The sequence below is a fragment of the Saccharomonospora sp. NPDC046836 genome, from assembly GCF_040645195.1.
Classification (GTDB): Bacteria; Actinomycetota; Actinomycetes; order Mycobacteriales; family Pseudonocardiaceae; genus Prauserella_A.
On record NZ_JBEYXW010000049.1, the window covers coordinates 23,313 to 35,510 of the forward strand.

Sequence of the window (12,198 nt, forward strand, 5' to 3'; positions counted from 1 at the left end):
CGGCGCGTCCCGGTCACCACCACCCCCCAGCGAGGCGCTTCGCGCCGCTGGCCCACCCGTCGCCCGACCACCACCCCCCAACGAGGCGCTTCGCGCCGCTGGTTCAATCTAAGTCGTGACCGTTCACGCCATCCGCATCGCCGGCGACCCCGTCCTGCACAGGCCCACCCGCGAGGTGGAGAAGTTCGACGACGAACTGCGTACGCTCACCGAGGACATGTTCGAGACGATGTACGCGGCGGAGGGTGTCGGTCTCGCCGCCAACCAGATCGGCCTCGACCTGCGCCTGTTCGTCTACGACTGCCCCGACGACGAGGGGGTCCGGCACAAGGGCCTCGTCGTGAACCCGCGGCTGGAGACCTCGGAGCTGCCGGAGACCATGCCCGATCCGGACGACGACTGGGAGGGCTGCCTCTCGGTGCCCGGCGAGTCGTTCCCGACCGGCCGCGCAGCCTGGGCGAAGGTGACCGGTTTCGATCTCGACGGCCAGCCGATCGAGGTGGAGGGTACCGGCTACTTCGCGCGCTGCCTGCAGCACGAGACCGATCATCTCGACGGTTACCTCTACCTCGACCGGCTCGTCGGCAGGCACGCCCGCGCGGCGAAGAAGATGCTCAAGGCGAACGACTGGGGCGTGCCCGGCAACAGCTGGCTACCCGAGCCCGGTCAGGGAACCGACACCCCCGCGGACTGAGAGAAAGATGTTCAGCCCCGCGCGAACGGGCAGCGGGCACGCCGGTACCGGGAGCACAATCGAGACAGGTGCAACGGTGTAATCGGCGAGGGTTGTGATGACGGTGTCCGAGTCCGACGCGCTCGACGCCTACTCGCGCGCGGTGAGTTCTGTGGCCAGATCTGTCACACCACACGTGGCGAGCGTCGGGCTACCGCGGGGCGGCGGCTCAGCGGTCGTGTTCGACAGCGACGGCTACCTGCTGACCAACGCCCACGTGGTGGGCGGCGACCGGCGCGGCACCGCGACCTTCGCCGACGGCACGGAGGCGGACTTCCGGGTGCTCGGCGCGGACCCGTTGTCGGACCTGGCGGTGCTGCGGGCACAGGGCCCGACCCCGGAAGCGGCCCGGCTCGGCGACGCCGATCGGTTGATCGTGGGCCAGCTGGTGGTCGCGGTCGGTAGCCCGCTCGGCTTCTCCGGCTCGGTGACCGCAGGCGTGGTGAGCGCGCTCGGCAGGGCGATCCCGGTCCGGCAGGGCCGCGCGACCCGCGTGATCGAGGACGTGATCCAGACCGACGCGGCACTCAACCCCGGCAACTCGGGTGGCGCCCTCGCCGACGCAAACGGCCAGGTGGTCGGGATCAATACCGCGGTCGCCGGGTTCGGCCTCGGGCTGGCGGTACCGGTGAACGCGACCACCCGCCGCATCATCGACACACTGCTCGTGGAGGGCCGGGTACGGCGGGCCTACCTCGGCGTCGTCGGTGTACCCGCACCGCTGCCGGACGGCGTCGCCGCACGCACGGGCCAGGCCGCCGGCGTCCGGGTGGTCGAGGTGGTCTCCGGAGGCCCTGCCGATCACGCGGGGCTGCGGGCCGGTGATCTCGTGCTCACCGTCGGGCGCGAACAGGTCTTCGACGCGCAGGGCATCCAGCGGCAGCTCTTCGCCGAGGTGATCGGCACCCGGCTCGCCGTCACGGTGCTGCGTAACGGCGCGATGGTCGACGTATTCGCCACGCCCACCGAACTCGTGGGTTGAGCTCGGCCCCCGGCCATGGCATCGTCAAGGGGACAACTTCAGATCGCGGGAGCTCGCGCCTTGGCGGGCTGAGAGGGCGGCTGGTGTCCATTTCGTGGACCCGGTGCCGCCGACCGCATGAACCTGACTGGGTAATGCCAGCGTAGGGAGTGGATTTCTGTGACGACACTGGAACGTAATGCTGACGTTCGACCGACCGTCACCACTGGTTCCATCACCGGTTCCCGCAAGGCCTTTCTCCGCACCGAATCGGGCCTGCGGGTACCTGTCCGCCGTATCGACCTGTCCAACGGTGAACACTTCGACGTCTACGACACCTCCGGCCCGTACACCGATCCGGACGCCACCATCGACGTCCACAGTGGACTTCACCCGACGCGCTCCGGCTGGATCGACGGCCGCGAGCACCGCACCCAGCTCGGCTGGGCGAAAGCCGGGGTCATCACAAGGGAGATGGAGTTCATCGCGGCCCGCGAGCGCGTCGACCCCGAGTTCGTCCGCGCGGAGGTGGCCCGGGGACGCGCGGTGATTCCGGCCAACCGCAGGCATCCGGAGTCCGAGCCGATGATCATCGGCAAGAACTTCCTCGTGAAGATCAACGCCAACATGGGCAACTCCGCGGTGTGGTCGTCGGTCGAGGAGGAGGTCGACAAGATGGTGTGGGCGACCCGCTGGGGCGCCGACACGATCATGGATCTCTCAACCGGCAAGCGCATCCACGAGACTCGCGAGTGGATTCTGCGTAACTCCCCCGTGCCTGTCGGGACGGTGCCGATCTACCAGGCGCTGGAGAAGGTCAACGGTGAGCCGGAGAAGCTCACCTGGGAGATCTATCGCGACACCGTGATCGAGCAGTGCGAGCAGGGCGTCGACTACATGACCGTGCATGCCGGTGTACTGCTGCACTACATTCCGCTCACGGCCAACCGGGTCACCGGCATCGTGTCGCGTGGCGGGTCGATCATGGCGGCGTGGTGCCTTGCGCACCACAAGGAGTCGTTCCTCTACACCCACTTCGCCGAGCTGTGCGAGATCCTGCGCGCCTACGACGTCACGTTCTCACTCGGCGACGGGCTGCGGCCCGGTTCGATCGCCGATGCCAACGACCGTGCGCAGTTCGCCGAACTGGAGACGCTGGGCGAGCTCACCCACATCGCCCGCGAGCACGACGTGCAGGTGATGATCGAGGGCCCCGGCCACGTTCCCATGCACAAGATCAAGGTCAATGTGGAGCTGGAGGAGCAGCTCTGCGGCGAAGCACCGTTCTACACGCTCGGTCCACTCGCGACGGACATCGCGCCTGCCTATGACCACATCACCTCAGCGATCGGCGCCGCGCAGATCGGGTGGTACGGCACGGCGATGCTGTGTTACGTCACGCCCAAGGAGCACCTCGGCCTGCCGAACCGCGATGATGTGAAGACCGGGGTGATCACTTACAAGATCGCCGCACATGCGGCGGATCTCGCCAAGGGCCACCCCTACGCGCAGGCATGGGACGACGAGCTGTCCAAGGCACGCTTCGAGTTCCGCTGGAACGACCAGTTCAACCTCTCGCTCGACCCGGACACCGCACGGTCGTTCCACGACGAGACACTCCCCGCAGAACCGGCTAAGACGGCGCACTTCTGCTCGATGTGCGGACCCAAGTTCTGCTCGATGCGGATCACGCAAGACGTGCGCAAGTACGCCGAGGAACATGGACTGTCCACTGTGGATGCCATCGAGGAGGGCATGCGGGAGAAGTCCGAGGAGTTCAGCGAGCACGGCAACCAGGTGTACCTGCCCGTGGTCGACCAGCAATGACCACGACGCCGCGCACCGCCCTCACCATCGCCGGATCCGATTCCGGCGGTGGTGCGGGCATCCAGGCGGACCTGCGCACGTTCTTCGCCTGCGGCGTGCACGGAATGACCGCCGTCACGGCGGTCACCGTGCAGAACTCGCTGGGCGTGCAGGGGTTCAGCGAGATCCCGGTCGACGTCGTCACCGCCCAGATCAGGGCGGTGGCCGCTGACATGGGTGTCGATGCGGCCAAGACCGGCATGCTGGCGACCGCCGACATCATCCACGCGGTGGGCAAGACACTCGATGAGGTCCACATCGGACGCAACGGCCGGATACCGTTCGTCGTCGACCCCGTCGCCGCGTCCATGCACGGCGATTCGCTGCTTCGCGAGGAGGCCCTCGACGCCATCCGGACCGAACTGTTCCCCCGCGCGACGCTCGTGACGCCGAACCTGGACGAGGTGCGGCTGCTGACCGGCGTTGCGGTCACCGACACGGGCAGCCAGCGGGCCGCCGCCGACGCCTTACTGGAACTCGGGCCACAGTGGGTGCTGGTGAAGGGCGGCCACCTGTACGGCAACCCACGCTGTGTGGATCTGCTGTCCGACGGGGAGCGCTACGTCGAACTGGCCGGCCCGCGCTACGACACCGAGCACACGCACGGCGGCGGCGACACCCTTGCCTCCGCGATCACGGCCGCACTGGCGAAGGGCCGTCCCGTGCCAGACGCCGTGGCCGCGGGCAAGCGGTTCATCGAGCGCTGCGTTGCCGAGGCGTATCCACTGGGCGCGGGCGTCGGCCCTGTGTCACCGTTCTGGCGGCTGAGCCAGGACAACGCTTGAGCGCATGCGTCGAGTTGTTGAACGGAGAGTGAACGAATCGGTTCGCAGCGCCACCATCGGCTGATCGACTTCTACGCTGTCGCTGATGAGGTTCGAGGACACGTTGGGCAGCGTCGCCGAGTTGCTCGGCTCCACAGGCGGCATCCTCGGACTGCTTGCCGCCGCGGTGATCGCGACACTGGCGCCACTGTTCGACCGCTACGTCCTTCGGCGTAAGCGGATCTACTACCGCGTGCAGTACAACTCCAAGATCGGCCTCAGCCCTGTCGACCTCCAGGACGGCGACGGCGCTGTGAAGCACGCCGACGAGGTCGACCAGCTGCGGCCCATCGTCGAGTTGCTCGATCGGCTGAGTCTCGTGGTGATCCGCGTTCGCAACGCTGGTATCGAAGACATCAGCAACGACGACTTCCGCGGCTCGCCGCTGAAGTTCACCTTCGGCGGCCGGATCATCTGGAACGCCAGGATCTCCGAGCCCTCGATCGAGCCACACCGGGAGAAACTCAAGGACGCGCTGCAGTTCGACTCCGGCAAGCCCGCGCCGGACGAGCTCGGAACCGTCCGGACCTCACTGCGCAAGCGGCTGACCGCGCTCTTTCGGAACTCACAGGCCGGCAAGCCCGAGAGCCCGCAGCCGCAGTGGGACGGCGTCCATTTCCGGGAGCTCGACCTGCACCGCAGGGAACAGTTCAAACTGGTGGTGGTTCTGCGCGAACCCGACGACCAGCCGGCAGGCGAGCTGACGAAGGACTACGGCTGCTTCGGTCGGCTGGACGGCGGCCGGATCGTCAACGAGAAGACACAGCGCAGGATCACCTGGCCCCGGATCACCGCGACGTTCGGTGTACTTCTGACCGGCGTGCTCATCGCAACGCTGATCGCGAATGTGTGGCGCCCGACGGCCGAACCGGCAGCCAGCTGCGCACCGGGCACGCTGCGGATCGTCGGCTCGAGCGCGTTCTCACCGATCGTCGACAGCATCGCGGCGGAGTACCGGCGCGCCTGCCCCGGCAGTACGATCACGACACAGGCGACCGGCAGCATCGACGGCGTGCGCATGCTCGCCGCGGCGAGCCCCGATGAGCGTGGCTCCCTCGCCGCGCTCTCGGACGGCAGAGCGAGCGGCGCGCCGGCCGAGCTGGTCACGCAGCCGGTGGCGGTGATCCTGTATTCGGTGGTGGTCAACGACTCCGCCGGCATCGACGAGCTGACTCTCGACCAGCTTCGCGGCATCTACTCGGGCCGGTACCAGGACTGGAACCAGCTGCGCGCGGGACCGTCGCTGCCGATCCGCATCATCGGCCGTGGGCAGGAGTCCGGCACCCGCCGCCTCTTCGAGCAGGCTGTGCTCGCCGGGCCAGAGGGTGCCCTGTCGTCGGACTCGTGCGATGTCCGCGACCGGCCGGCGCCCGCCCCGACCATCCGCTGCGAGCGCAGCAGCGAGGCGCAGGTCATCGAGGAGCTGTCGGCCACCGACGGCGCCATCGGCTATATCGACCTGCCCTCCGCACGGGCCGCGCGAGCCAACGGGCTGCCGCTGACAGCGATCGCGCTGGACGACAACTACCCCGACCTCAGCAGCATCTCGAACGGTTATCCGTTTTGGACGGTCGAGTACCTCTATACCAAGGGGTTCCCGGAAGGCGGCTCGCTGTTGGAGAGCTTCATCGATTACCTGCGCAGCGGCAGTGCACGGGACGAGCTGCAGACCGCCGGCTACACCCCGTGCGTCGGTAAGGACGGCCGGCTCCATCCACTGTGCCGCGACTGACACCACTGCTGCCCCTCACGCGGGTGCGACCGCGAGTACTGCTCCACTCAGGTGTGGCGCAGTTCTCGGTGGGTAACCCAGTACGCACGTTGACACAGAGCGCACCAGTGTCTAAAAGGAGCGCCCACCGCAGTGATCTCACACCGCCCGCCCGGTGTCGCGAGTCGTTGATTCGTTGGCAGTGGATTCCCGTGGCGTAATCCCGAAGCCACGCCAGATCCGCGACACGGTTGTCTGGGAGATCCCGGTCGCGCCTGCCATGGACCGCGTCGACCACCGCGGCTGCCCGTCCGGTGGCGCCTCCGTCAAGGTCTTGGCGACGACCAGCGCCACCTGTTCCTCGGTGATCTTCCGCGGCGCGCCAGGCCGCGGCTCGTCCGACAGGCCCGCCAACCGATCCCGCTGGAAGCGTTCCCGCCACTTTCGCACCGTCTCCCGCGAGACACCCAGCTCCTTCGCGACCTGGGTGTTCGACTCGCCCGCGGCGCACGCCAGCACGATCCGCGATCGCAGGGCCAGCGCCTGCGAGGTCTTGCGGCGCCGCGCCCAGCCACGCAGCACCTCACGCTCCACATCAGACAGTCGAAGCTGCTTGGCCCTCGGCACCATATCCGAACCCTTATTCGCCAACGAACTTACAACTCGGCAAACCTACCTGGGACCGTCACGAGCCCCAGCACTCAGCGTAACAGACGATTTGCCGTAAGTAGCCGGTTGGGAGGTATCCGCCGGTTTCGATATGTGCCAGCATTATGGAAACGCATCGCTGCCCAACAAAAAGACTTGCAACGTGGCGGCTGAATTCCACCATACGTAGGAGACCGGCTCAAACATGAACAAGATTTCAGACGAGCTCTTCAAGATCCTGCAAGACGACTTCGATGTCCCCCGCGAGCAAATAGAGGCAGAAAAGACACTCGACGACATCGGCGTCGACTCCGTGGCGACAATCGAGCTCATCGATATCGTCCAAGAACGGTTCGGCATCGTGGTCGCGGACGACGAGATCACCAACAAGGCAACGGTGGCATGGCTGGTCAACACGATCCAGGGTGGAAAAAAGGAATCATGACCAGTCGCGCAGAAGTCGCGATCACTGGAATCGGTCTGATAACACCAGCCGGAATCGGCCGCGCCGTCAACTGGACAAATGTCTGCTCTCCTCGCCCGACCGCACACATTGTTCCGGAACTGAAGGAAAGCCCTGTCGGATTCGCTTGTAAGGTGCCCGACACCTTTGACGCCGACCGGCTCGCTGGAAAGACCATCTCGCGCACCTGTGATCGCATCTCTCAATTCGCGTTGATAGCCGCACGCGCAGCACTCAACGACGCCAGAATCGGCCCGTCCGATTTTTCCGGCGCTCGCATCGGCGTTGTCATCGGCACCGCATTCGGCGGTACCACGACCTACGAGGAGAACCACCAGCGCCTGCTCGACGGCGGCGCTTCCTCGGTCAATGCCCGGTTCCTGCCCAAGAGCCTGGTCAACATGGTCTCGGGGGTGCTGTCCATCGAACTCGGCGCGACCGGGCCCAACCTGGTCGTGTCCACGGCATGCGCTTCCGGCACCACCGCGATCGGCATAGCGCTTGGCCTGCTGCGCAGCGGAACCTGCGACGTGGTCGTGTGCGGTGGGGCGGACGCCAGCGTGACTCCTTTGCACGTGGCCGGATTCGACAAGCTCCGCGCCCTCAGTCGCGCGAACCGGCACCCGCCGGAACACGCGTCCCGTCCGTTCGATGTCGACCACGACGGGTTCGTGATGGCCGAGGGCGCGGCGATTCTCGTTCTGGAGAAGGAAACCAGCGCACGCGCCCGCGGTGTCGAGCGCTACGCCCGCATCGCCGGGTTCGGGGCGACCGCTGACGCACATCACGTCACCGCGCCCCATCCAGAAGGTGTGGGAGCCAAGGCCGCAATGCGCATCGCCTGCGCGGACGCGGGTCTCGATCCCGGGGATATCGGGCACATCAACGCGCATGCGACCTCCACCCCTACCGGCGATGCGGTCGAGGCCGCGGTGATCGCCGATGTCACGCCCACCGCGATCGTGACGTCGACGAAAGGCGTCACCGGGCACGCTCTCGGCGCGGCAGGCGCCATCGAAGCGGCGTACACGGCACTCGCCCTGCGGACGCAGACCGTGCCCCCCGTCGCGAACCTGAACCAGCCATGCGCGAAGGCACTCGCTCTCGACCTGGCGCTACACCAGCCGCGGAAGGCCCGCTTCGAAGCCGCGCTCTCGAACTCCTTTGGTTTCGGCGGGCACAACGCCGTCCTCGCACTCACCGTGTGAAATCGCAGCGGAATCAGAAGGGAACCTCATGAAGCAGGTTTCTGTCATCACCGGAGGGACCGCAGGCATCGGACTCGCCTGCGCCAGGGAACTGCTCGACGCCGGAGGAACCGTCGTCATCAGCGGTCGATCCGCGGAGCGTGGCCGTAAAGCGCTCGCGGAACTCGATGCGGGAGCCTCGGCCCGATACATTCCCGCTGATGTCACCGAGGTGAGCGATATCGACCGCCTCATCGAGGAAACCATTACCGACTACGGTCGCATCGACGTCCTCGTCAACAATGCCGGCGGAATGATCGACACCGGTGAACTGGTGGTGAACCTGGACGACGACGCCCTCAACCGCTCGTTCAACCTCAATGTCAACAGCGCGTTCTGGACTTCCCGCGCCGCACTGCGGCACATGCTGCCGCGCGGGTACGGGCGGATCATCAACATGTCATCCATCGCGGGAAAGATCGGCGCACCAGCGCTGGCCGGATACATTTCCACCAAACACGCCCTCATTGGTTTCACCAAGGCTCTTGCACAGGAAGTCACCGCGCTCGGGGTGACCGTCAATGCGATCTGCCCGGGAATCACCGACACCGACATGCTGCCCCGCCAGTTCAAAGGGGTGATAGAAAAGCACGGCGCTGACTTCGAGGACGGACTCTCCCACTACATCGGAGGCCTGGCGCGTAAGAACACTCCTGCCGAGGTCGGTGCCCTGGTGGCTTTTCTCTCCGATCCCAAGGCTTCCGGCATTTCCGGCTGCGCCTACAGCGTCGACGGCGCATTCACTCATTTCTAGGCCGAAGGAGAACTCCGCATGCCGTCGACGCGCTGGCTGATGCGCGAGCCCAATCCGGAAGCCGGAACCCGGTTGCTGTGCTTTCCCTACTCCGGCGCACCCCTCACCTTGTTCGCTGACTGGCGAATCCCCGGCGTGCAGGTGCTTCCGTTGCTGCTGCCCGGCCGGGGCCCGCGCAAGCACGAACCACTCACCGGCTCGATGCCGGTGCTGGCCGAGCGGATCGTCGATGAGGTCGTTCCCCTGCTGGGCAACAGGTTCGCCTTCTTCGGACACTCCATGGGGGCGTGGCTGGCTCATGCGGTCGCGGCACTGCTGGCAGAACGTGGGCTTGCCGGACCGGAAAGGCTTTTCGTGGCATCCGCCCCACCACCGCACCTGCCACCGCGCCCGTTCTCGTCGCTGCACGGGCTCTCGGACGACGAGATCGTCGAAACCGTGATCGGTCTCGGTGGTGCGCCCGCGTCCGCCAGGGACGCGATCCACGCGAACGTCGAGGTGATCCGAGCCGATGCGACAGCCGTCGGCGAGTACCGGCCCACAGCTCGCCGGCTGTCGTGCCCGGTGTCGGTGGTCGCGGGCACCGGCGACCCGTTGTTCGAAGTGGACGACCTCGTCGGCTGGCGTGATGTGACTAGCGGCGAGGTGTCCATCCGACTGATCGACGGCGGGCACTTCACCGTTGCGGAGCAACGCGAAACGCTGCTCCACGGCATAACCAAGGACCTGGGAGCGGCCACACGCGAGGCAGACCCGATCGCTGTCATCGGCATCGGCTGCCGCCTGCCCGGCGTCAACAACCCCGACGAGTTCTGGACCATGCTCAGCGCGGGCCGCTCAGCGGTCAGGAAAGTACCGGCAGACCGGCCGACCGACCCGACGCGGCACGTGATGTCCTGTGGCGGGTTCGTCGATGGCGTCGACCTCTTCGACGCCGAGTACTTCGGTTTCACACCACGTGAAGCACAACGCGCGGACCCCCGGCTCCGGTTGTTGCTCATGGTCGCCCAGGAAGCGCTGGACGACGCCAATCTCTCCGCTGCTGATATCGCGGGGCCACGCTCGGGTATCTGGATCGGTGAGTCGCATTCGGACTACTGGGACCTGTCGCTGCCGACCGTCGCGGCCAATATGTACACGCTGTCCGGCGGTGGGCTGAAGTCGTTCCTGTCCGGCCGGCTCTCGCATTTCTTCGACCTACAGGGCCCGAGCATCACATTGGACACTTCATGCTCGGCATCGCTGACCGCTGTGCACGCGGCCTGCCAGGCGTTGCGCGCCGGGGAGGTCGATGTGGCGTTCGCTGGCGGCGCGCACCTGATTCTCAATCCCGATGGAGGGCCCTCAACGGGGCTGGCCAAGGCGTTCTCCAGCATGGGACGCTCCGCCTTCGCCAGCGCAGGAGCCGACGGGTACGTGCGGGCAGAAGGCATCGGCGTCGTCCTGCTCAAGCGGCTGTCCGAGGCGGTGGCCGCGGGCGATCCGATCCATGCCGTGATCGAGGGAAGCGCTGTCAACGCGAACGGGCAGTCCGGGCGGAACATCGTCGCGACGTCGGTGCCCGGACAGATCCGGATGATGCGGGCGGCGCTGGCCTCGGCAGGCTGCGATCCCGACGAGGTCGGCTATGTCGAAGCGCATGGCCCTGGCACGAAGGTCGGGGACGCTGTGGAGCTCACCGCGTTGCACGAGGTCTACGGCAACAACGAGCAGCCCTGCCTGGTCGGTTCGGTGAAGACCAACATCGGGCACCTGGAGCCGGGCGCCGGGATCGCCGGGTTCATCAAAACAGTGCTGGCACTGGAGAACGGGCTGGTGCCCGCCTCGTTGCACGCGGATGAGCTCACACCCGTGCTCGACTGGGCGGCTTCTTCCCTGCGAGTGCCTGCGAAGCTGGAGCCGTGGCCCCGGGCGGGCCGCAGGCGCGCCGCCGTGTCCTCCTTCGGGCTCTCCGGGGCGAACGCACACGTCGTCGTGGCAGCCGCGCCGCAACAGCAAGGCGCGAGACCTCGCCTGCCCCAACGGACCTGGCGGCTCAACCGCTACTGGTACACGGAGGTGCACTGATGCCGGGCGCGTTTCCCGTACTCCGCGATCGGCTCGGCGTCTGGGCGCAGCTGGACGAACTGCTGGCGGAGCCCGAGTTCGACCGATCGCTTACGGGCGTGAGCATCACCTACCGTCGGCTGCAGAAGTTCGGCCGCCTGCTGGGACCGGCCCGCGAGATCCACCGCGACCCCGCCAGGATGCTCGCGGGCATGGAATGGGCAGGTGTCGTCGATCCCACCATGATGCATGCCGCGATGGTGCATTACGCCGTCTGTACCAGTTCTCTTGTGGAATGCGGGAACCCGAACGATGACCTCGACGCGTTGGTGTCCACACTGGACACCATGGAGGCGCCTGGCGTCATCGTCGCCACCGAGCTCGGGCGCGGCGGGTCACAGGTGTCGATGCGGACGGAAGCCCGTTACTGCCACGAGCGGGACGTCTTCACACTGCACACGCCCGACGCGGCCGCGCTGAAGATCATGCCGAACGTCGGCTGGCTCGGCCTGCCGCGAGTGGCCGTCGTCAACGCCCGCCTCATTGTGGACGGCAGCGACCACGGTGTGCACGCGTTCGCCTTCCGTTTCCCGAACCCCGGCACGCGGGTTACGGCGCTGCCCGGTTCGGCACCCGTGCCCCTTGACTACTCGGTGATCAGGTTCGAAGGGGCGCAGATACCGCGGGGGTACTGGCTTTCCGACAACGCACGGATCGTCGACGGCACCGTCGAGGACCCACTGTCCCCAGTGGAGCGACTGGGCCGCTCACTCGGCGGTGTCAACGCGGCCATCGTGTCCGCCTCGGTCGCCCTCACCGCTGCCGCACGAGCCGCGGTGGCAACGGCCGCCAGATTCAACATCCAGCGCGTCATCGGCGAATCCGGTACGCGGGCACTGGATTTCGTCACCCATCAGTCCGAACTGTACTCCGCACTGGCACGGG

The 12,198-nt window shown here is 66.8% G+C and carries 10 protein-coding genes, 1 pseudogene and 1 riboswitch; of the genes and pseudogenes, 10 read left to right on the plus strand and 1 reads right to left on the minus strand.

All coding sequences use genetic code 11. From position 1 onward, the window contains the following. Positions 1-115: 115 nt before the first annotated feature. The 5 genes from ABZ863_RS32185 to ABZ863_RS32205 all read left to right on the plus strand — a co-directional run bounded on the left by ABZ863_RS32185 (position 116) and on the right by ABZ863_RS32205 (position 6,116). Positions 116-694, plus strand: coding sequence for a peptide deformylase (locus ABZ863_RS32185; RefSeq protein ID WP_358543249.1), 579 nt, complete (start codon positions 116-118; stop codon positions 692-694). Between the two features lie 97 nt (positions 695-791). Continuing rightward, positions 792-1,715, plus strand: a complete 924-nt coding sequence (locus ABZ863_RS32190; protein WP_358543251.1) for a trypsin-like peptidase domain-containing protein — start codon at positions 792-794, stop codon at positions 1,713-1,715. A 35-nt stretch (positions 1,716-1,750) separates the two neighbouring features. Beyond that, positions 1,751-1,881, plus strand: a riboswitch (TPP riboswitch). After that, a complete protein-coding gene (gene thiC, locus ABZ863_RS32195) occupies positions 1,875-3,521 on the plus strand; it encodes a phosphomethylpyrimidine synthase ThiC (protein WP_358543254.1) in 1,647 nt (548 codons plus the stop codon). (Overlaps the previous riboswitch by 7 nt.) After that, positions 3,518-4,345 carry a bifunctional hydroxymethylpyrimidine kinase/phosphomethylpyrimidine kinase gene (thiD, locus tag ABZ863_RS32200; RefSeq protein WP_358543257.1) on the plus strand — a complete coding sequence of 276 codons (828 nt, stop codon included), beginning with the start codon at positions 3,518-3,520 and terminating at the stop codon, positions 4,343-4,345. Before thiC ends, thiD begins: the two co-directional genes overlap by 4 nt. 85 nt (positions 4,346-4,430) lie before the next feature. Next, on the plus strand, positions 4,431-6,116 hold the full coding sequence (locus tag ABZ863_RS32205) for a substrate-binding domain-containing protein (RefSeq protein WP_358543260.1): 1,686 nt from the start codon (positions 4,431-4,433) through the stop codon (positions 6,114-6,116). A gap of 138 nt (positions 6,117-6,254) precedes the next feature. On the opposite strand, the gene ABZ863_RS32210 is transcribed toward ABZ863_RS32205, so the two are convergent. Beyond that, positions 6,255-6,725, minus strand: a complete 471-nt coding sequence (locus ABZ863_RS32210) for a helix-turn-helix domain-containing protein (RefSeq protein ID WP_358543263.1) — start codon at positions 6,723-6,725, stop codon at positions 6,255-6,257. A gap of 223 nt (positions 6,726-6,948) precedes the next feature. On the opposite strand from ABZ863_RS32210, the gene ABZ863_RS32215 reads away from it, so the two are divergent. The 5 genes and pseudogenes from ABZ863_RS32215 to ABZ863_RS32235 form a co-directional block, all read left to right on the plus strand. After that, on the plus strand, positions 6,949-7,188 hold the full coding sequence (locus ABZ863_RS32215; RefSeq protein ID WP_358543266.1) for an acyl carrier protein: 240 nt from the start codon (positions 6,949-6,951) through the stop codon (positions 7,186-7,188). After that, positions 7,185-8,414 (plus strand): beta-ketoacyl-[acyl-carrier-protein] synthase family protein, encoded by a 1,230-nt coding sequence (locus tag ABZ863_RS32220; RefSeq protein ID WP_358543269.1) that lies wholly within the window; start codon positions 7,185-7,187, stop codon positions 8,412-8,414. Before ABZ863_RS32215 ends, ABZ863_RS32220 begins: the two co-directional genes overlap by 4 nt. A 28-nt stretch (positions 8,415-8,442) precedes the next feature. Further along, positions 8,443-9,207, plus strand: a complete 765-nt coding sequence (locus ABZ863_RS32225; protein ID WP_358543272.1) for an SDR family oxidoreductase — start codon at positions 8,443-8,445, stop codon at positions 9,205-9,207. 18 nt (positions 9,208-9,225) lie between these two features. Continuing rightward, positions 9,226-11,274, plus strand: coding sequence for a beta-ketoacyl synthase N-terminal-like domain-containing protein (locus tag ABZ863_RS32230; RefSeq protein ID WP_358543274.1), 2,049 nt, complete (start codon positions 9,226-9,228; stop codon positions 11,272-11,274). Further along, positions 11,274-12,198: pseudogene (locus tag ABZ863_RS32235) on the plus strand (hypothetical protein); the annotation flags it as partial. The gene ABZ863_RS32230 and the pseudogene ABZ863_RS32235, both read left to right, overlap by 1 nt.

Excerpts from the sequence above, each read along its gene's own strand:
- ABZ863_RS32220 (WP_358543269.1), top strand. The coding sequence starts at position 7,185 with ATGACCAGTCGCGCAGAAGTCGCGATCACTGGAATCGGTCTGATAACA.
- ABZ863_RS32230 (WP_358543274.1), top strand. The coding sequence starts at position 9,226 with ATGCCGTCGACGCGCTGGCTGATGCGCGAGCCCAATCCGGAAGCCGGA.
- ABZ863_RS32210 (WP_358543263.1), bottom strand. The coding sequence starts at position 6,725 with ATGGTGCCGAGGGCCAAGCAGCTTCGACTGTCTGATGTGGAGCGTGAG.
- ABZ863_RS32215 (WP_358543266.1), top strand. The coding sequence starts at position 6,949 with ATGAACAAGATTTCAGACGAGCTCTTCAAGATCCTGCAAGACGACTTC.
- ABZ863_RS32190 (WP_358543251.1), top strand. The coding sequence starts at position 792 with ATGACGGTGTCCGAGTCCGACGCGCTCGACGCCTACTCGCGCGCGGTG.
- ABZ863_RS32225 (WP_358543272.1), top strand. The coding sequence starts at position 8,443 with ATGAAGCAGGTTTCTGTCATCACCGGAGGGACCGCAGGCATCGGACTC.
- thiD (WP_358543257.1), top strand. The coding sequence starts at position 3,518 with ATGACCACGACGCCGCGCACCGCCCTCACCATCGCCGGATCCGATTCC.
- ABZ863_RS32205 (WP_358543260.1), top strand. The coding sequence starts at position 4,431 with ATGAGGTTCGAGGACACGTTGGGCAGCGTCGCCGAGTTGCTCGGCTCC.